Here is a 21,830-nt window from a genome sequence, read left to right on the forward strand (position 1 = left end):
AATAATTAGCCTTTGTTCTTGGAATTAGACTCTCTTTCTTGCTAATTGTTACACATTTTCACGATAATATAATTGTTTTCTTAATTTTGTCAGACTTAAAAAAATCTTAACGATGAAGTTTACTTCCATTATCTCTTTATTCACGCTAATTGCGGTACTTACAAGCTGCTCTACAGCTCAAAAACTGGAAACCTTAAAGCCGGAACCGGACGACGCAAGCCCCTTAGTTTATGAAGCAACACCCTCTTTTATCAATTTACCCATCACGGTAAAGCTTACTGACATTGAAAATCAGACCAATTCTCTTCTAAACGGATTGATTTATGAAGACAATACGATCGACGACGACGATATCGAGATGAAAATCTGGAAACAGGCTCCGATAAGAATCCTAAATGATCCCGCAGGTCCGGACAAAAAGATAAAAACAATTTTACCACTAAAAGCAACGATCAAATACCGTATTGGTACCAAAAAACTAGGCGTTGAACTTTACGATACCAGAGAATTCAACCTGAATGGTGTGATTACGCTCTCTAGCGAAGTGGCACTGACGAACTGGAAATTAAACACCAAAACGGAGTTTAAATCATTGGACTGGAACGAAAGTCCAACCATGCAAATTTTCGGAAAAAACATGCCTATTACGTATCTGGTAAATCCTGCGATTTCGATCTTTAAATCGAAAATCGAAAAGAAAATCGATGAGGCGATCGAAAAATCAATGGATTTTAAACCTAATGTATTAGCGGCCTTAGAAAAAATATGCACGCCCTTTCAATTGAGTGATACCTATGAAAGCTGGCTAAGAGTTGTTCCGGTTGAAGTTTATTCGACCAACGCTAAACTGAAGAATGATCAGTTTGTACTGGATATGGGAATGAAGTGTAATATGGAGACGATCGTAGGCAAACAGCCCGAATCGAAATTTAGTGCTAATAAAATCATCCTGAAACCTGTCGCTAAGATCCCAAATCAGATTTCGGCAAACATAGCGGCTATATCGACTTATATTGATGCTTCAAAGATTATGACCAAAAATTTTGCCGGTCAGGAGTTTGGTTCCGGCAGTAAAAAGATCACGGTAAAAAATGTATCGATCTGGCATAAAAACGGAAAAATGGTGATCGCACTTGATGTTTTAGGATCGATAAATGGTACGCTTTATCTCAACGGATTCCCGCAATACAACGCTCAAACCAAAGAAATTTACTTTGAAAAGCTTGACTATGTTTTAGATACCAAAAGCAAATTAATGCGTACGGCAAGCTGGCTGGGACAAGGTTATATTTTAAGAAAAATGGAAGAAAGCTGTCGCTATTCGATACAACCTAATTTAGAAGAGGGTAAAAAAAACATGGCTGCCTATCTTAAAAACTATTCTCCAATGCCGGGTGTTTTTGTGAATGGAAAAATGGAAGACATTCAATTTGATAAAATTCAACTGACCAATCAGGCCATTATCGCCTTTATCAAAATAAATGGAACCGTAAATGTCTCGGTAAACGGTTTGAAATAATAATGAGGTAATTAGTTAATGAGATAATTAGAAAATTAGGTAATGTGGTAATTCATTATCTAATTTTCTAATTGACTAATTATCTTTTTTCTTTTTAGATTGATACATTCTGTAGATCAGAACACCTATTACAGCCACCAGTAAGTACGGGATGACCATTAAATAAACAATTCCGTTGTTTACTGCTTCTGCTTTTTTAATATTTGAATCTCCGGCAAGTGCCGCACGACACATCGCGCATTGTGCATTTGCTGAAATTCCAATGAAGAAAAAACAAATTCCAAATAGTATTGCCTGGAATTTGGATTTTAAAGGTTGAATATTATTGTTTTTAATGCGCATAATAAGGAGAAATCATTAGATAAACTACAACCCCGGTAACGGCAACATACAGCCAAAGCGGGAAGGTAATTTTTGCAATTTTTTTATGTCTGTCAAAACGTTTTGCAAGTGCACGTACATAGGTAATTAACACCAATGGGATAATTGCGATAGACAATAAAATATGAGTAACCAGGATAAAGAAATAAATGTAACGGATTGCTCCTTCTCCTCCAAATTTAGTAGAATCAGAGGTCATGTGATACGCCACATACATTACTAAAAAAGCAACTGAAAGCGCGATCGCAAAAGTCATTAAACGCTCGTGAAGCTTGCGTTTTCCATTTTTAATAGCCAATACAGCCCAAACCAAAACTACAGCCGTAATACCATTTGTGGTAGCGTAAATTGGAGGCAGAAAAGAAAGCGGCTCAACATTAACTCCAAAATCTTTTAATTTGACTCCAAACAGTATCGCCACTACAAGCGGAATTATAATTGAAACCGCAACAATAAGCTTACTGTATTTTTTTTCTAATGAATGATCTTCCATTTTATTCTTCTAATAATATTTTAATGTCTTCCTGTATCTCTCTTACGCCTTTTTTGTCTAATCCGTCATAATAGATGTTTGGGTTTCCAAATTCATCTTTTCTGCAACGAATATTTCCGTCTTTATCAATTAAAGCAAACAAACCTGAATGTTCAAAACCTCCGCTTACTTTTTCATTCTCTCCTGCATACAAATTAAAGCCTTTGTTAGACAATTCCATGATCGTCGTTTTATCTCCCGTTAAGAAATTCCAGGTAGATGATTTCACTCCTAATAACTTCGCATGGTCTTTTACAACTTGCGGTGTATCGTGTTTCGGATCGATGGTGATGGATACAATTCCGAAATTCGGATTTCCGAAGAATGTTTTTTCAATTTCCAGCATGCTCAAATTCATTTTCGGGCAGATTGACGGACAGGTTGTGAAGAAAAATTCTAAAACATATACTTTTCCTTTATAGGTTTCATTCGAAACTTTTGCATTATCCTGATTCGTTAATTCGAATTTTGGAGCAGGTCCGATCTTCATCAATTTACCATTGGCTTTTGATGTTTTTACACCAACATTGTCCAAACGGTTTCCTTTTACAATTTCACCGTTCTTAATTCTGTCAACGATTTTAGGTACAGCATAAATTCCAAAGATTAAAATGATAAATGAAATACCGATATAGGATTTATTTTTAAACATGATACAAGGATTAAAGTTGCTTAGTTGCGTTGTGGTTCTTTTTTAGAGCAGCACGATATTCGTATAGAATAATTTTAAAATCATCCAGCATTTCATTGCTTAACTCAGAAGGATGAAAGGTATCATAGCCTTCTTTGTATTCGGCAGCATCTTTTCTACCTCTCAGGTTTCTTTCTTTGTCTACAATATAGACATTCGGAGTCCCAAGGTTCTGATCTAATTTTCCTTTTAAATGCAGTTGATTGTAAAATGTTTTAATTTCCTCAGGTGAAGCAAAAACGAAGTTCCAGCCTTTCACATCAGTAAAAGGTTTAAGTGCATCTAATACTTTTTGTGCATCAGCTTCTGTTCCTAGCGGACAAAGTATCACAAACTGAAGATCTTCAAAACCATTATAACGTTTGTAGATTTTTTCGTTTAAGTTGAAATAATTCCCTCGATTACTTAAAATCTCAGATCCTGAAAAACCCAAAACTGTGATCTTTTTATCCAATAAAACTTTCTTACCGTCCAGAGATTTCCAATTACCAAAGTCGGCAATTTTTGGCGTTATAACGGGAAGTGTAGTGAAGCTGTTAACACCGGAAGCAAAAAACAAATAAGCTACAATTGGCAAAACAAAAAGGACAAAGAGAACTATATTTTTTTTCATTATATCTGCAGAAGTTATTGAGGTACAAAAATAAAAAAATCCCGATGTTATCGGGACTCTTTTCGAATTAATATCATGTTAAAAATTCCATTTAATAGTAGAATCTTTAAAAACCCCATAAATATAATGTCCTTCTGTCAATAGAATAAACAATAAATATAAAACTAGGAAAATAACCGGTGCTACCACAGACCATCTAAGGCTGCTTTTTTCACCTTCCATGTGCATAAATGCCCATACTATATAATATGCTTTAAATATTGTAAGGATGTAAAATATCCAGTTCAATAAATTAAGACCAACAAAATGATTAAATTCTAATACTCCAGGTTTGTAAATACCAAGGATAACTTCTACTGTAGTTACTACTGATAGTAATGCAAAAACAAACCAGATTCTTTTTGTATTTGATACGTGCTCGTGTGACATAATAATTAAAATCTAAAATTAAACTAAGTAGAAAACTGTAAATACAAATACCCAAACTAAATCGACAAAGTGCCAGTATAAACCAACTTTCTCTACCATTTCGTAGCTTCTTCTTTTTTCGTAAGTACCCAATAATACATTAAAGAAAATAATGATATTAATGATAACTCCAGAAAATACGTGGAATCCGTGGAATCCTGTGATGAAGAAAAAGAAATCAGCAAATAATTTATTTCCGTATTCGTTTCTAATCAAGTTAGCTCCTTCTACAACATATTTAGCGCTTGCTAAACGAGTCTCAGATTCTTCTCTTGATAAAACTGTTTTTTTCTTTTTATCTGTAAGTTGTTCTGTTCTGATCAAAACTTCAGGATGTGCTTTAAAACCAGCCTGAATTTCAGCAACTGTATAAGTTGGCTGTGACTGAGCATCTTCCATAAACCAAGTTGAATGGCTTCTTGTTAAAGCTTCTCTTTGTTCTGGCAATTTAACTGCAAAATCAGCAAGAGCTACTCTTTTACCATCTTTATCAACAAACTGCAATAAACTTCCACCTGCTGTTTCTACTGCTCCGTACTCACCTTTGATGAAGTTTTTCCACTCCCAGGCTTGAGAACCCACGAAGATTAAACCTCCAATGATCGTTAAGAACATATAGATTGCAACTTTTGTTTTTTTCAATTGGTGACCTGCATCAACAGCCAAAACCATTGTTACAGATGAGAAAATCAAAATAAAAGTCATTAAGGCCACATAGTACATTGGTGCCGCAACGCCATGCATAAATGGAAAGTGAGTAAACACTTCATCAGCCAAAGGCCAGGTTTCAATAAATTTAAATCTAGAAAAGCCATAAGCGGCAAGGAATCCAGAGAATGTTAAGGCATCCGATACGATAAAAAACCACATCATCATTTTACCATAACTTGCTCCTAGTGGCTGAATGTCTCCGCCTCCCCAAGTTTTTTCGTCGTTGTTTGCAGTAGTAACTGTCGCTCCCATAAAAGATATTCGTTAAAAAGTTCCCAAATTTACGTTTTTTTCTTATTTAAAGAAATATAAAAATAAAAATAAATACAACCATAATAAATCCAAAAAGTGCCAATACATCGCACCTAGTTCTATACCAAGAGTTTGAGTCGAATTGTATTTTTGTTTAAAATGATTATAAATTATAATTAAAAGTGAAATTAACCCTCCGGCCAAGTGTAACAAGTGTGTCACGGTTACTACATACAAAAATGTTGTAGTAATTGAACTACCTTCTCCGGTGAAATAATACCCGCTTTCTACGATTTGTCCGAAGCCTGCAAATTGCAGTACAACGAATAAAATCCCCAAAGCCAATGTCCCCAAAAGCAATGCTGTAGTAGCGCTTCTATTGTCTTTTTGAATGGCTTTTTTAGCCAGGTAAAAAGTAACACTACACGCTATAATAACTGCCGTACTGTAATAAAAAGCTGTTGGCAATTCAAAGTTTTTCAACCAGTCGGCTCTTGATTTACTTACCACAAAAGCACTTGTAAGTCCGGCAAACATCATGGTCATACTTACCATTGCGAATAACAGGATAAGTTTTGCCGATTTGGCTTTCCTTAGCTTATCTTCAGCTGCCGTTTCTGTTCTTGTTATTGTCATTTCCATAACTATCTTAAAAATTTATCTACTATAAATACGATTTGCAGCAATGATATATACGAAACGCTTACCAACATTAATGTTCTCGCTGCTTTTGCTGTTCTTAACTGATACAAACGCACGGCATAAAACAACATCCACAATCCCAATAAAAACACTAAAATTGCTGCTATTGGTGTAATAAACAATTGCCCTGTATAACCTAAAACCGGCAGTAACGAAGCAATGATTAACCAAACTGTATATAAAATAATCTGCAAAGCGGTTCCTTTATCTTTTTTTCCGGTTGGCAACATAAAGATCCCAGCCTTCTCATAGTCTTCATACAAAAACCATCCAATAGCCCAAAAATGAGGGAATTGCCAGAAAAACTGAATCAAAAACAGCGTTCCGGCTTCGATACCAAATTCTCCTGTAGCGGCAACCCATCCTAACATGAAAGGAATCGCCCCCGGAAAAGCACCTACAAAAACAGATAACGAAGTTACCGTTTTTAAAGGGGTATAAATACTGGTATATAAAAATATGGAGATGGCAGCAAACATTGCCGACTTGGCATTTATGGTGTAAAGCAAAGCGATACCCACAATAGTAAGCAAACTCGCCACAAACAAAGCCATTTTTGGAGACATGCGACCAGAAGGAACCGGACGATTTTTAGTTCGATCCATCAAAGCATCGATGTCTTTTTCGATCACCTGATTGAAAGCATTTGAAGCCCCAACCATGCAATACCCTCCAATTGCCAAAACTGCCAAAACACTCCATTTGAAAGGATGTTCCTCATTAACTCCCAATAAATACCCGGCAACAGAAGAAAACAATACACTGATTGCTAAACCAGCTTTAGTAATCTCTTTGAAATCGGTAAATATTGATTTTATTGAAAATGTATTTTTAGTAGCGTTCAATACGGTAATTGTTTGGATGTTTTTTTTGAGTGGTGCAAATGTACAAATTAGATTGTAGAATTTAGACCTATAAATTTAGATTTTTTTCAATAAAACCTTTACAAAATAAGGACTTGCAAATCTTTAACACAATTATTTCGAAAAATCTTATTAAAAATCCTAGTAATCAAAATACCAATTGAAGATATCCGAACGCAATCCGATAGAAAACCAGGTTGTACTTTGCTTAAAAGTTGTTGCTGTATCTTTTGTAGGATCAAAGTTTCGATATAAGAAACTTCCAAACAGTTTCAGATTCGTCATCGGGTTTAACAAATAACCTCCTTGTATGTCGGCAATAAAAACGCTTGTTTTGTTCCCCTGCCCTACTTTTACCTCATTATCGAACGGACGTTTTTCATCATAACTTTTGTAAATATTACCTCCGTAGTTAAAACTATCCTCTGCAGTATCAAAGTCCAGTCCTCTTGTACCCATAGTAAACTTGGCATCGGCAAAATAACGTCCTCTGTGGTAACGTCCGATCACCAATAGTTCTTTAAAATTCCCGCCCCATTGGTGCCCGACACTCTGATTGTTATGCCCGTAATTGGTAATCACCGCACTGTGCGAGTATACATACGGACGTACATGGTTGTATTCCAGTTGCAATAACAGATCTTTCACTTTAAAAGCATTGTAATACTTCGCTCCAATCTGGTATCCAAATTTATTTTTCCAGCTATTGTTTCCACTTTTAATGTCTCCCAATGAAAATTCATCCAATAAAAACTGAGCATACAAATTAACATTATTGTTCCATTTGTACTTAGAAGTTAATCCCAAAAGTGCATTTCCACTTCTTGACGATGAAGCGAATTCTACAGATCGATAGAAAATAATCGGGTTCACAAAATTAATATCAAAACCTCTGTTGTTGGTATCCGTCCAGACTACTGACTCAAAAAAACCTAAATTCAGTTTATTCGAAACATTCCAGCTCAAATAATGATTGGCCATAAATTTTGTGGCATAAGTTTTTTCTAATGTAACATCCGGACGAACATCTTTGAGCCACATATAGGTGTTCGTGTATTTTATTTTCCAGAAAGTGGTGTTGATTTTAAAATACGGATACGGACTTGCCCCGTCGCTTTCCAGCAAAGAGCGATAACCATCACCGATAAAGTTTCTTCCGTAACCCAATTGCAGATCAAAGATTTTGCTTGGAGCGTAAGTAATATTCGCTTCTGCCAAAGGAAAATCATAGGCATCCGTTTTGAATCGCTTGGCAATTCCCATTCCCGGAAGAATGGCCGGATTTCCTCCTGACGGCTTTAAAGTTTCGGCAAAATCATTGTAATAACCTGCAAATCTTCCCTGACTTTCAAAGATGGTTGTTGTAAAATTAATTTGTTTCCCTAATCCTCCTCTAAAATTCAAAGCACGCGTATTGACATAGGTGTAGGAAGCATCCAAATCTGAAGCTTTACCCATTTGCAAGTCAACAATTGGATTTAGAGCCAGCCAATAGTCTTCTCCCTGAATCTGAACCATGTTTTCATTCCAGAATTTTCTTCCCAGCCAGGTAGAAACATTTTTTTGAAGCGATTGATTGACTGCTTTTAAATTGTAGTATTTCGAAACTTCGGTATAGGTATAAGGCTTAGATGCGGTATGATTGTTACTTCCCACCTGATTCATCGCTCCATCAAACTGCGCATAATAACTGTGTGAAAACGGAATATTCAAATGACTTTCAAATTCCGGATTGTTGTATTTTTTATACACAATACTATCCAGCTCGGTCATTGGTTTCTCAAGAGGTTTTAAAATTTGAGCCGCTGCCAATGCCTCCTCAGCAAGCTGATTGGCGCTTTTTAGCGGAATGTCTATTGAAATGGTGTATTTGGAATAGGTTGGTTTCCCGTTATAGGTAGAAGGTTTTATTTTCGGGAATTTCTTAAAAACACGTGTCGCTTCTTCTGACAAAGCATCGTTTACCGCATTTACATAAATTACTTTGAATTCTCCATTTGCATCTACTTCAAAAAGCACTTTTACTTCTCCTTTGTAGTTGGCTTGTTTTAGATTTTCGGGTACCTGATAATTTTGAAACACAAAATCCTGTACTTCTTTATAAAAACAATTTTCCAGTTGTTTGGATTGAAGGTTTTCGCAATTTGGGAAAACCGGAAATTGTTCTGCGGTAAAACCGGGTTTAATAGAGGTGTTTGTATTTTCCTGCGAAAAAGCAAACAAAGTGGTTAAGGTTAAAATACAAGACAGGAAAATCTTATTCACGTAAATTTGGGTTTTTATTTAATATTGATTTGGGGTATTCCCTCCATCTGCGATTGTTTTTGCAGCAGAGGTTCCGATTCGTTTTACTCCTAAACGAATCATTTCTATGGCATCGTCGTAAGAGCGAACTCCTCCAGCCGCTTTAACCGGCAAAGGCGATGCGTTTTCTAACATCATTATAATCGTTGGCAGTGTTGCTCCGTTTGGCAAATCGTTTTCGGTTTTATAAAAGCCGGTAGACGATTTCACAAAAACCGAAGCATAGTTTTCTTCTTTAAAATGCGATATGACTACATTTTTAATCAGTGCCGAAAGCTGAATTATTTGAGTATCATTTAGGGCCGCAACCTCGATAATCCATTTTACGGTTTTATTGTTCGCAAGACCAATTTGTGTTCCCACTAAAATTTCCTGCTTCACTAAGTCGATATCACCCTCTTTAAAGGCAGCATAGTTGCAAACAAAATCCAGATCATCTGCTCCGTCTTCAATTGCTTTGTTTGCTTCTTTTAATTTAGATTCTAAATCTGAGCTTCCTTCAGGAAAGTCAATAACGGTGCCCACCAGTAAAGTCGAATTGGCTTTATGAATCATTTCTTTCGCCAAAACCACCTGTTCCGGCCGAATCATGATTAGTTTAAAGCCTTCTTGAATTGCTTCTTCAATAGCATTTTTAACCACAAGGGTGTTTTCTGCTTCTGACAGTCCCGCTTGTTCAGCGGTTTTTAAATAGGTAGAGTCCAGATATTGCTTAACATTCATGATTTGCGAGTGTTCTGAGAATTGGGACAAAAATACATTTTAAATTAAAATTAACAGTCATGGCCGCGAAGATTTACACAAAGTCGACACCGGTTTCTTTTCAAACAAAGCAACATGAAAAAATAATCTGACAAGGTGCAATCGTTAAATTAATAGATTTTTGAATGTAGCGTAACGATTGCTGCTTTTTGATTTGATGCTTCTCAATAGTATAATCGACCATTTTATAGCACATCAAAAATCAAAAATCGTTAATCAAAAATCGCTAATCTTTTCATCCTTTTTTTTCTGACTCAAAAGAATTTCTCGCAAAGTCGCGAAGCCGCGAAGGTTTGACCAAACTGGAAAGCGTTACCATTAGGGCACAAAAAAACCCACCGAAGTGGGATTTTATATTTTTAAATTTTATCTATTTGTTTTTTAAACACTATAGCGGCAAAGATGCCAAATAGAGCTCCAAGTGCATTAGCCAAAACATCTGTTACATCAGATGCTCGTGTAACCGTTAAAACACTTTGCAGAATTTCGATTGTAATTCCGAAAAAAACTGAAAATATAAATGAAATTAAATAAGCTTTGAAATCGTCTGGTGCTTTCCCTTTCAGCTCTTTTTTGAAAAACAAAATCCAGGAAATTGTAAATCCAAAATGAAAACAAAAATGGACAATTTTATCTATACTCGGAAAATTTACCGCCGGAATATTACTTGAATCTGTCAAACAAAAGTAAGTAATGATTCCTGAACAGATAATCGCCCAGATTAAGAGCAATTGTTTAGGCACCTATAAGTTCTTTATAAGCGTCAGCAGACAATAAAGAATCTATTTCTGATGCATCTGCAATTTTAATTTTGATCATCCAACCATCGCCGTAAGGATCAGAATTAACAGTTTCAGGTGCACTTTCAAGACTGTCATTAAACGCAATGATTTCTCCTGTTAATGGTAAAAACAAATCTGATACTGTTTTTACAGCCTCAACTGTTCCGAAAACCTCGTCTTTGTCAAGTGTCTGATCTAAAGTTTCTACTTCAACATACACGATATCTCCTAACTCTTTTTGTGCAAAATGAGTAATTCCTACTGTTGCAACATCGCCTTCGATGCTAATCCATTCGTGATCTTTTGTGTACTTTAAATTTGCTGGTATGCTCATAATAGTTGTGTTTGAAAATTGGTAATTTAATAATTGAGGCACAAATGTAATAATCTTCTAATAAAATCCCCTTTAGAAACTAAAAATTAATTTCCAAAATTATAGCGGAGTGTAAATCCTGATCTAATGTTGGTTAAAGGAAATGACGTCGAGATTACCGCTTTTGAAAACGAGTGATCGTAATAGAATATTGCGGTCAGGTTTTTACTGAAAGCATAATCTGCTGTTAGTTTTAACGACCAGATATTTTGTCCCGCTGCCAACTGATTGTTGTCGTAATCTAAATAACGTACTAATGTTTCGTTGTTTCTATACGAGAAATCAGCCTTAATATTGATGTCACTTTTTATAATTCCTGTTGGAGTATCCGCCAATCTTGATGAGAAGATCACATCTTTGAAACGATACCCCAGACCAATAACATATTCCATTCCTTTTACTTCGGTCAACAAATTATTATCAAAACTCATCGACAAAGCTCTGTCTTTTTTAATCTCTGTAAGCACACGCAATGAACTTTTCAATTCAAAATCCATTCGGATTAACGGACTGAACTGCTCTACCAGGTTGATGTTTGACATGATGGTTTTGTTATAGAAATTGGTGTTCACATCTTGCCCGTTAGGTTTTTCAATATAGTCAAAGTTCGAACGGAACTGATTGATTGTATACGACGCCCTGTAGTTGTGCTGTAAAGAGAAACGCTTGAATTTATCTTTAAAATATTTATAACGCATCAAACCGTTGTATTTCACACTCCAGTTTGGAATAGGGAAACTTCTGAAAATATCGGTCGAACTGCTTGACGCATTACCTCCGGAATAAGCCGCCAGGAATGCCGGCAATAAAACAGCCTGATTGCTTTTGGTAAATCCTATTGGATATCCTTCATTGGCAACATATACTTTATAATTAGGATCTGTTGTAGCCGGAATCGGATTATTAGCATCTCCGTATCTCGGTATTGGAGCTCCTGCACCATAACGGTCCTCTGCCAGACGGTTTGCTATAATCAAACGGTTGTTTCTGAAATCATCAAATGCAGCAGACTCTGTGGCACTGCTGGTTGAGAATGCCGTTTTGATCAGCACTGTCGAAATAGAGAACATCCCGTAATTATAGGGTGACAAAGGCGTGTAATCCAACTCTCCTGTCCCAGTATTTTTGACAACACTATATTGCTCTGATCTGTTTTCGGAATAAGCGCGATCCATATTCAGATCAATTTTTAAATCCGGGAATAAATCGATGTTTGCAGTCACTTTCAATAATTTGTTTGTTACCTGCGTAAAGCTTTGGTTGAAATCCTGATAGGTCGTTAACCAGCCATTTTTGGCAGCCTCATAACGAATATCATCCTGACTTCCGAAAACAAACCCTAAAGTAGGTCTTGATGTTCCAAAGAAACCAACACCCGGCGTATACCCCGGTAAAACCGTTCCGCTATTTTTAGTATAGTTAATCTGAATGTTTTTTACACTGGTCAGAATACCAATCATGCCGTCGTAAAACGGACTGCTGGTGGTTGCCGGTTTTGCTGTATTTACAATTTTCTCTCCTGGTTTTGGAGGTGCAATTGCTTTAGGTTTTGCCCCTGCTTTTGCACCCGGAGTTAATCCTAAATACTTGTACAACATGTTCATGTTAAGTGTTGTCGTAAGCGTATTCGAATTGGCATTCTGGATGGTATTTCCTAAATCAAACTGGTTCCCGTTAGGATCCTCATATTGCGAAAATGCCGTCGAAGCACGCTGCCAACTGTAATCGGCAGTATACGAATAAGTCGCTTTTACGAAACTCAAAACCGGAATTTTATTGATTGGAATATCATAGTTCAACACCAATTGCTGTAAGTGCTGATTTGGTGTTCCGATATCAAAATAATCGTCCCAGATATTAAAATCCTGTTTTGGAGAATTATCATCGTTCAGGAAGTTCCTTACGATATTATTGGATGCTGCCGTGTAGTTAATTTTCAGAGATTTTGTCAGATTAAAACCAAATCCGTACTGATAATTAAAGGCAAAATTTCGGCGGTACAAAGGATCGAGACCAATCCCCTCTACTTCAACTTCTCTAAATTGCTGACGGTTACTTTGTCTTAAAACATTTGTATTAAAAGAAATATTTGAAGGCAAATAGTTAAAATTAAAATCACTTAACAGCTTCCAGTACTCACTTTTCTTCATGAATTTGGTCTTCTTGAAAGGCACTACTTCTTTAGGCTGAAAGGTGTAGGCATAATTCACCGCTGTATTCGATTGCTCGTCTACAAAGTCTGCTACTTCATAATCGTGACGCTCTACCTGATTGTACGATTGTGAGAAGGTTAAATTCTCGACGTCATAAACATGCGGCTTCTGTTCAGGAGCCCTGTCTTTTCTCACCCCGATAAAGTTAATGCTTCTGCGTTTGGTATAATCAATCGCTCTGGTTCTGATATTTTCTTTTTCAGCCTCATTAGTAGTTTCTCTAATCAGCTGCTTTAGTTTGATATCCTGATTGAACGGATCGTATTCCGGTGTGATTACTTCTTCTCCAATGGCATAATTGAACGGCAAATTGATCCCCCATTTTGGCGGTAATAATTTACCCAAATTCAAGTTGGTTACGATATTATACTGTTGAATGTCTTCACGACTTCTTTCGTTGGCTCCTTGTTCTAAAGATCCAAAACCAATTGTACTTTTCTTACCGGTCGCAGATACAGTTGCAAAATCGGCCATATTGGTATCGATGTTTAAGATCGCTGCCATACCTCCTTTGTTCTCTAAATCGGCCATACGAAGTTCGTTAAACCAAACCTCTCCTTTTATGGTTTTATGATCGGCTCTACTCTTAACCCCTACCATTAAATTTCGCACCAAACCAAAGTTCGGATTTCCTTTTATCCCTAATCTTAACTTACCGTCGCCGTCACCTCCGCTAATACTTAAGTCGTCGTCCGGATAATAAATTCCGTTGATATCTCTTTTATCAGAGTTAATATCGATGCTCATGGCTTTAATCTTCATTCTGGTCAATAATTCCAGTGCCAAGTCAATATTGTTCTCTTCGAGCCAAACCTGATCAGGGCTTATGGTACAAGACCCTCCTGTTCGGGTAACTTTTAACGGAACTTCGACCTGATAGAAGTTTTGAGTGTAGTCATTTCCAAAACGAATAAAACCAATCATTTCATCGTCTAATAAAGTATTCTCGTTTGGCAATGATTCTGCGTGTAAAAACATTTTTAGTTTTTTGTACTGACGCATGTCTACACTTACATTTTTAAAAACTCCTCTTGCGTCTGTATATTGCAAACCAGACCCTCCTACACGCAATGCCAAAGCCTGCTCGTTTTGATTGATGATTGTATTGTTGTTGTACAATTGCTCTCTCTGAACTCCTGGCGGCACCACGTAATTCACAGGGCATTTTGTACCATTCTCCTGAATGTTTACAGCCGAAACATCAAACTCCGTTCCGTCGTCATTCGGATTCGTATCGTTAGCATCCAGTGTTCCTGTGTATCTTCTCCACTCTCCTCTAACCAAATCTAAAGCTCCAAAACGAACGGTCATTTGATTGCTGAAGCCTGTCATAAACATACGCATGAAACGAATCGATCTGAAATCGGTGATGTTTCCAATAGTATTTTGCGGTTGAGCAACCGGGATTTTAAACTGAATCCATCTTGCTGTAGTGGTTGATCCGTTTGGCAATTCGACATTACTCACTTCACGAATATCGGTAACGAAGTTTTGCCCTACCTGCATTCCCGGTTTCATATCAATACTGTATTCATAATACGCATTGATGGTACTCATGGTGTTGTCACGGTTAATGTCTTCTACATCCGGCAATGTTGTTGATCCACGATTAGGTGAATCGATACTTACAGGTGAGTTCCCCTCAGTACCGTTGTAATTTTTATAACGTTCTAAAACGCCTCCGTCTGTATTTAAATAATAAGTATAATCGTCTGCAGCGGGATCTCCTTCTCCTCCGTAATTTGTATATACCGAAGCTTCTTTACCATTTGGCAAACCGTCTAAACCAACATCCTGATTGCTACGGTTACCTGCATTGTTATCGAAGGCATAAATTAAAGACTGCGATGCAGGAACGTCTCCCCACAGTGGTCTCGGATTCACCATAATCTGATCCGGGCCTAATCCGTTTTCATATTGTTTTCTTCCGTCTTTTAATACGTCTTCTGAAACTTCTCCTAAGTTGAAATAAATTTTTCCGGTATTGTTAACTGCCGCTTGTCCATTACCCACATAAGGATCCATTACCCAAAACTGAATGTATTCGACATTTCCCTGTTCGAAATTGGTCGAGTTCAAAGCACGCATGATCCCTCCAAAGTTTGAACTGGCCGGACTTGTACCGAAGTTTGGATTGTTGTTGTAAGGTCCACGATCAGATGGATAATAGCTTAAATCTAAGGTATTCACGACCTGAATCTGCCCCTGAGCGATGTCTGTGTTTGGATATAATTCTCTGCTATAAATACGTCGGGTGGTATTCAATGATAAGTCATCGTTTGAAATACCGGATGGTTTTGAGGCATAAAAAACAGGGTCAATGGTGTACCAGGCTAATTTTGCACGTTTAAAACCATACTCTAATGTATTGGAATTGGCATTAAAAGTATTGTCGTTTATAGAGTTTACAAATGGTGTTGAAGCCAGACTCCATGCATATGCAGATCGCATATCGATGGTAGACTGTGAGCCTTCAAAGTCGTCTACATAAATAGTAGCTTCTCCTTCAAAATCACTCGCTTTTGGAGCATCCGGTTTTAAGAAAGCTACTTCTCCTCTTATCGAAAGATTGGAAGGAACATCGGTATCAATGTTTGGTAATTTATTTACTAATCGAGTGAAGAAAGGAACTTCGGTGGAGTAATTTCCATTGAATCCAAAAATAGCGTTGTTTACAGATTCCTGACCATAGCTTGATTTTTGAGTAAATGGTTTTTCATTCATTTTCAAATAGGTTCCTCCAACGATAAATTTATCTGAGATTTTATGCTCAACATTGAAGCCAATAAATCTTCGGGTTTGTTGTCCGAAAATTGAATTGTTCTCCAACGATACCTCGATCGGTGTATTCGAAGCCTGAAGCGAAGGGTCCAGAATCTGAACACGCCCTAATTGATAATCTACGCTATAATCGATTCCTTCTACCAGTCTTCTTCCGGCAGCCATCACGACAACCGATCCCTGAGGAACGTTAAACGCTCCAATTGGAATACCATTACTTCCGGATGATTTGTATTTCCCTCTTAATAAAAATTTATTTTTATCACTATCCTGTAAAGCTCCGGACTGTGTGTTGCGGTACATGTTTCTAAAAACGTATCTTTTCTGATTGGCGTTATAGGAATTTGGATCGTCATAATTTTCTCCCGCACCTGTATTCAACTTTTTAAACAATAGTTCTCCAAAAGGCTCTTTTGTGGTAAAAATAATTCGCCCGTTCTGAACGTCTACTGTAACCCCCGGAATATAATCGAAGAAACCATCCCCTCCGGTTTGCGGATCATTGTTGTAATTCAGTCGGTCCAGATTAAAGACATTTAATAACGGAGTCTGATCGACTTTGTTATCTGCGGTTGGGTTTGCAGGGAAAGTTGTTCCCGGAACCGGCGTAATGTAGTTGATCGGAGAAGGATCCGTATAAAGTATGTTTAATCTGAAATCATCTTGTTTGATTTGATAGGCCTGAGGAATTTGATAAACGTTTTTCATCATCAGATTCCAAACCGGATTCTGAACGTTTGTCAAGTTACTTTTCAGCATTTTTAATACTAAACTTTGTGTGATGATCGCTTTATTGGCGTTGTTGTTTCCGGTAACTACTGTCCCGTCAACTCCGTCACTTCCAAATTCTCCAACCTGATAAATTTTCCCTCCAACGGTGTATTCAAAGGCTACTGCCAAAATTTCGTCATTAGCCAGACGCTGCTGTAAAGAGATGTATCCTAACTGTGCGTTGAAAGTAAATTCGTTTGCGGTTAACTTTCTTGCATTTTCCAAAACAGAATAATCTGTTCCTTCACTGGTATTGGCATTATTGAATCCGGTTTTTGCCGTTACAATTTCTCTAATATTCGAATTTAAATAAGCACCCGGTTTTCCAATGGTAGCCGGATCGTATTTGTTGTTGTTGTTGTCTGTTGGTGTATCGATCGGGTTGTTAAAAAAACCAGCCGGATTGCTTATTACTACAACCTGATTGTCCGGCACTCCGGTAACCTGCCCTTCTCCTAAATCCTGAAGCGCAATAATGTTACGCAAGTTATTATTGTTGGTGGTTACCCTGTTTTGTTTATTGGTTACCCAAACTTCTATTCGGGTTACCTGAACACGGCTATCGATAAAAGGATATTTTTTTAAAGAGGCGTCGTATTTGTTTCTGAAATACTGCGATAAGAAGAAGTGTCTGTCATTATCATAGTCGAGTGCATACAAATCAAAGTTCTGAACTGTTCCACCACCTTCTGCAACTATACTCTTGGTTTGTGACTTCTGTTCGGAGAAAACACCGGTAACAGTTGTCTTACCAAATTGTAAAACGGTTTTAACTCCAAACAAACTTTGAGCTCCACGAATAAGGGTACTGTTTAAAGGCATGCTTACATTACCTACTTCAACTTTTTGAACAATATCGTCTTCTGAAGGGGTGTAGGCAAGCTTAAATAAGTTTTGAAAAGCAAAGGTAGACTGGGTGTCATAATTTGCATTTACCTCTAATCTGGTTCCTATTTTCCCCAGTAAGCTCATGCTGATTCGCTGATCAAAATCGAAGGTAAGGCTCGATCTGTTTCGAGGTGAAAAAGCGGGATTATCCTGTTTGGTATATCGAACCCCTAAGTCCATTTCTACTGATCCTGTTGGCTTTACGTCTATCGTATTACTTCCGAAGATGCTTTCAAAAAGTCCTGAATTAATATAATATCGAGGCAGCAAATCCTTTTTCTTGGCTTCACTTCCCGTTTTTTTACCGTCTATAGCATCTGATTTTTTTCTGAAATAATCTCTTCTCGATTCTTTCAAAACTAAATCTTCATACTCTTTTGGTGTTAATACAATAGGGTAATTGATTGAAAATCCATCTACTGAGCTGGTGTAAATGTATCGGTCAGTTATGGGATCATACCGATAGGCCGAAAGTATACTTGGCGGATTTCCTAACTCTACTTTACCAACGGAGAATTGTGTTTTAGTTGTATCTTGAACTGTTGGGTTTACTTGCGCACGCAAAACATTACCGCAAAATAAAAACAGTAAAAAAATACAAATTTTACGCATACTCTTGGTTTAAATAAATTGGTTTTATAGGCTTTTTAATGCTTTTTTGATGATGGTTTCCACCGTAGCTTCAGGGTCTTCTTTTACGATTTTCTCCACTACTTTTTCAGAAGTTTTACGTACAAAACCTAAAACCTCCAAAGCAGATAACGCTTCATCTCGATTTGTATTGTTTTGAACGACCGAAACTTCGTCCAAATCGTACAATTTTAACACTTTTTCTTTTAAATCAAGTATAACTCTTTGTGCTGTTTTGTTTCCGATTCCTTTTATGGACTGGATTACGCCTACATCTCCAGAGGCAATAGCATTGATAATTTGTCTTGGTTCTATAGACGACAACATTGTTCTGGCAATGTTTGCTCCAATTCCGGAAACCGACAATAACATTCTGAATATTTCGCGCTCTGATTTTTCTACAAAACCAAATAATGTATGCGCATCTTCTTTGATTTGAAGATGCGTATACAATTTTATATTTTCTACATTGGGAATTAATGAAAAGGTATGTAAAGAAATGTTTACCTGGTACCCCACTCCGCCGCATTCAATTACGACATCTGTTGGATTTTTCTCTACTAATTTCCCCTGTAAATGTGCTATCATAGTATAATATATTAAGGTCAAATATAATAAAAATGCGTTAAAAATACGACAATATTATTGCAACCTTATTTTTTATACTATTTTGCTAATTTAATCTTTTTACTCTCTTTTTCCTGAGCGTCAATTACTGCAATTGCAGCCATATTTACCATTTCTTCAACGCTTGCTCCTAATTGGAAAATGTGAACTGGTTTCCCCATTCCCATCATAATTGGTCCAATAGAGTTTACTTTATACAATTCCTTTAACATTTTATAGGTAATGTTAGCCGAATCTAAGTTAGGGAAGATCAAAGTATTCACTTTTTTACCTGCTAATTTAGAGAATGGGAATTTTTCGGCAAGCATTTCCTGATTCAATGCGAAATCGGCCTGAATTTCTCCATCAACAATCATTTCCGGATGGTTTTTATGCAGATAAGCTACAGCTTCTCTTACTTTTGAAGCATTTGGACTTGTTGAAGATCCGAAGTTTGAATAAGAAACCATTGCAATAACAGGCTCTACTCCAAACATTTTAGCGGTTTTAGCAGTCATGATTGCAATGTTAATCAAATCTTCTGTCGAAGGGTTGATGTTAATTGCTGTATCCGACAAGAACATTGGTCCGCGTGACGTCAACATCATGTTGGCTGTAGCGATTAATGAAGCTCCCGGTGCTTTTTCGATCAGTTGTAACATTGGTTTCACTACTGTTGGATAACTTCTTGTATGTCCTGTTACCAAAGCATCTGCTTCACCTTCGTTCACCATCATGGCAGCAAAGTAGTTTCTTTCACGCATGAATTTTTGTGAATCCAATAACGAAACACCTCTTCTTCCTCTTGTTTCCCAATAAGAATTTGCAAATCGGTTACGTCTTCCTTCTTCTTCATTCGTTTTAGGATCGATGATCTCCAATTCAGCATCAAAACCTAATTCTTCTTTCAGCTCTAAAATAACTTCTTTGTTTCCTAGTAAAATTGGGTAACCAATTCCGTCCTCATGTACAATTTGCGCTGCCTTAAGTACGTTTAACTGATCTGCCTCAGCAAAAACAATTCTTTTAGGGCTTACTTTAGCACGGTTGGTAATCAAACGCACCATTTTATTATCGTTCCCCATACGTTCGCGAAGCACATCTTCATAAGCTGCCCAGTCTGTAATAGGATTTTTTGCTACTCCCGATTCCATTGCTGCTCTTGCAACTGCAGGTGCAACCACGGTAATCAATCTAGGGTCAAATGGTTTAGGGATGATATAATCATTACCAAAACCTAATTTTGTTGCTCCGTAGGCTACGTTAACCTGCTCCGGTACCGGCTCTTTTGCCAAAATAGCTAATGCTTTTACCGCAGCCATTTTCATAGCTTCGTTTATTTTTGTAGCACGTACGTCTAATGCTCCTCTGAAAATATATGGAAAACCTAAAACGTTGTTTACCTGGTTAGGAAAGTCCGAACGTCCTGTAGCCATAATAACATCTTTACGAGTTTCTGTCGCTACGTTATAATCGATTTCCGGATTTGGATTTGCCATCGCAAAAACAATTGGATTCTCTTTCATTGTCAATAACATTGCAGGCGTCAGAATGTCTCCTGAAGATAATCCGATGAAAACATCAGCTCCTTTTACGGCTTCTGCCAAATCAACTTTAGGACCATCAACTGCATATTTCATTTGCAATTCTGATAGTGAAGGGTTGTCTTTTGTTAAAAGTCCTTTACTGTTAAACATCTTGATGTTCTTAACCTGAACTCCTAACAAAACATATAAATCTGTACAAGCGATCGCTGCAGAACCTGCACCCGAAACTACGACTTTTACATCTTCTGCTTTTTTTCCTGCCAATTCAAGAGCATTAATTAAAGCTGCTGACGAGATAATGGCTGTACCGTGCTGATCGTCGTGCATTACCGGAATGTCTAATTCTTCTACCAATCGTCTTTCGATTTCAAAAGATTCCGGTGCTTTAATGTCTTCCAGATTTATCCCTCCGAAAGTTGGGGCAATATTTTTTACGGTCTGAATAAATTCTTCAATATCTTTTGTACCGATTTCAATATCAAAAACATCAATATCAGAGAATATCTTAAACAATAATCCTTTCCCTTCCATTACAGGCTTAGAAGCCTCAGGACCAATGTCTCCAAGTCCTAAAACTGCTGTACCGTTTGAGATTACGGCAACTAAATTACCTTTTGCTGTATATTTGTAAACGTCTTCTACGTTTGCTGCAATGTCTAAACATGGCTCTGCAACTCCTGGCGAATAAGCCAAAGACAAGTCTCTTTGGGTTGCATATTTTTTTGTTGGAACTACCTGAATTTTTCCTGGAGTTGGTTCTGAATGGTACAGTAACGCTTCTCTTCTTTTACTCTCTTTGTTCATTTATTTTAGCTTTTATTCTAGCTTACAAAGATATAAGTCTTGTTTTAAAATGGCCTATTTTTGCTACTTTCTTTTCTTAAAAATAAATTTTAGAGACCTCAAAAAAAATAGCCCAAAAAATTTTGGACTATTTAAAAGATTCTATTTTTTAGCTTGTTTTACTGCGAAATATAAGAGTTTAAATGATGTATCGTGTCTTTCTGAATTTCGATAATGGCCTTAACCACATCACTTATAGATATTATTCCTACTACGACTCCATCTTCTAAAACCGGTAAATGCCTGATTCTTTTGGTACTCATCAGTTCCATACAATCTTCAATATTATTTGAAAGTTTTACCGAGAAAATATTGCTTTCCATAATTTCATGCACAAAGGTTTCTTTTGATGATTTATCTTTTAAAACAATTTTTCGGGCATAATCCCTTTCAGACAATATTCCTTTTAAATCGGAACCATCAATAACAAGAATGGCTCCTATGTTTTTCTCTCCCATCACTTTTAAGGCTTCATAAACCGTTGTCGTTGAAAGAACTGAGTAAACATTTTTCCCTTTTGTGTTTAGTATTTGATCTACAGTCATATCTGAAAAATTTTAGATCTATAAAGTTAGAAAAAAATGTACACACACAACAG

17 protein-coding genes are annotated in these 21,830 nt (G+C 36.9%); 1 reads left to right on the forward strand and 16 read right to left on the reverse strand.

The features are described from left to right. Positions 1-112: 112 nt before the first annotated feature. A complete protein-coding gene (locus ACN1CN_RS15395) occupies positions 113-1,519 on the forward strand; it encodes a DUF4403 family protein (protein WP_419136261.1) in 1,407 nt (468 codons plus the stop codon). Positions 1,520-1,594: 75 nt separating this feature from the next. On the opposite strand, the gene ACN1CN_RS15400 is transcribed toward ACN1CN_RS15395, so the two are convergent. From ACN1CN_RS15400 to ACN1CN_RS15475, 16 genes are all read right to left on the reverse strand, one after another. Beyond that, positions 1,595-1,861 (reverse strand): hypothetical protein, encoded by a 267-nt coding sequence (locus ACN1CN_RS15400; protein WP_419136262.1) that lies wholly within the window; start codon positions 1,859-1,861, stop codon positions 1,595-1,597. Beyond that, a complete protein-coding gene (locus ACN1CN_RS15405) occupies positions 1,851-2,393 on the reverse strand; it encodes a DUF420 domain-containing protein (RefSeq protein ID WP_419136263.1) in 543 nt (180 codons plus the stop codon). The genes ACN1CN_RS15400 and ACN1CN_RS15405 overlap by 11 nt, the downstream gene beginning before the upstream one ends. Before the next feature lies 1 nt (position 2,394). After that, on the reverse strand, positions 2,395-3,084 hold the full coding sequence (locus ACN1CN_RS15410; RefSeq protein WP_419136264.1) for an SCO family protein: 690 nt from the start codon (positions 3,082-3,084) through the stop codon (positions 2,395-2,397). Between the two features lie 10 nt (positions 3,085-3,094). Continuing rightward, on the reverse strand, positions 3,095-3,736 hold the full coding sequence (locus ACN1CN_RS15415) for a hypothetical protein (protein WP_419136265.1): 642 nt from the start codon (positions 3,734-3,736) through the stop codon (positions 3,095-3,097). A 78-nt stretch (positions 3,737-3,814) separates the two neighbouring features. Then, complete coding sequence (locus ACN1CN_RS15420; RefSeq protein WP_173965424.1) at positions 3,815-4,165, reverse strand: cytochrome C oxidase subunit IV family protein; 351 nt, start codon at positions 4,163-4,165, stop codon at positions 3,815-3,817. An 18-nt stretch (positions 4,166-4,183) separates the two neighbouring features. Beyond that, complete coding sequence (locus ACN1CN_RS15425) at positions 4,184-5,167, reverse strand: cytochrome c oxidase subunit 3 (protein ID WP_264522725.1); 984 nt, start codon at positions 5,165-5,167, stop codon at positions 4,184-4,186. Positions 5,168-5,209: 42 nt separating this feature from the next. Next, the gene (locus tag ACN1CN_RS15430; protein WP_264522724.1) at positions 5,210-5,809 is read right to left on the reverse strand and encodes a cytochrome c oxidase subunit 3; all 600 of its coding nucleotides are present in this window, start codon (positions 5,807-5,809) and stop codon (positions 5,210-5,212) included. A 2-nt stretch (positions 5,810-5,811) separates the two neighbouring features. After that, the gene (cyoE, locus tag ACN1CN_RS15435) at positions 5,812-6,714 is read right to left on the reverse strand and encodes a heme o synthase (protein WP_263362698.1); all 903 of its coding nucleotides are present in this window, start codon (positions 6,712-6,714) and stop codon (positions 5,812-5,814) included. 159 nt (positions 6,715-6,873) lie between these two features. Further along, positions 6,874-8,997, reverse strand: coding sequence for an energy transducer TonB (locus ACN1CN_RS15440; protein WP_419136266.1), 2,124 nt, complete (start codon positions 8,995-8,997; stop codon positions 6,874-6,876). A gap of 18 nt (positions 8,998-9,015) precedes the next feature. Further along, entirely contained in the window at positions 9,016-9,759 is a 744-nt protein-coding gene (deoC, locus tag ACN1CN_RS15445) for a deoxyribose-phosphate aldolase (RefSeq protein WP_419136267.1), read from the reverse strand. Positions 9,760-10,157: 398 nt separating this feature from the next. Beyond that, positions 10,158-10,529 (reverse strand): VanZ family protein, encoded by a 372-nt coding sequence (locus ACN1CN_RS15450; RefSeq protein WP_419136268.1) that lies wholly within the window; start codon positions 10,527-10,529, stop codon positions 10,158-10,160. Positions 10,530-10,533: 4 nt separating this feature from the next. Further along, entirely contained in the window at positions 10,534-10,914 is a 381-nt protein-coding gene (gene gcvH, locus ACN1CN_RS15455; RefSeq protein ID WP_173965419.1) for a glycine cleavage system protein GcvH, read from the reverse strand. 86 nt (positions 10,915-11,000) lie between these two features. After that, a complete protein-coding gene (gene sprA / locus ACN1CN_RS15460) occupies positions 11,001-18,218 on the reverse strand; it encodes a cell surface protein SprA (RefSeq protein ID WP_419136269.1) in 7,218 nt (2,405 codons plus the stop codon). 24 nt (positions 18,219-18,242) lie between these two features. Then, on the reverse strand, positions 18,243-18,824 hold the full coding sequence (ruvA, locus tag ACN1CN_RS15465) for a Holliday junction branch migration protein RuvA (protein ID WP_264526340.1): 582 nt from the start codon (positions 18,822-18,824) through the stop codon (positions 18,243-18,245). A gap of 77 nt (positions 18,825-18,901) precedes the next feature. Beyond that, entirely contained in the window at positions 18,902-21,193 is a 2,292-nt protein-coding gene (locus tag ACN1CN_RS15470) for an NADP-dependent malic enzyme (protein ID WP_291285896.1), read from the reverse strand. A gap of 158 nt (positions 21,194-21,351) precedes the next feature. Next, positions 21,352-21,777: a CBS domain-containing protein gene (locus ACN1CN_RS15475; RefSeq protein WP_264526338.1), complete on the reverse strand. Its 426-nt coding sequence runs from the start codon at positions 21,775-21,777 to the stop codon at positions 21,352-21,354. Between the last annotated feature and the right edge of the window lie 53 nt (positions 21,778-21,830).

This window comes from Flavobacterium sp. T12S277 (genome assembly GCF_048514875.1).
Classification (GTDB): Bacteria; Bacteroidota; Bacteroidia; order Flavobacteriales; family Flavobacteriaceae; genus Flavobacterium.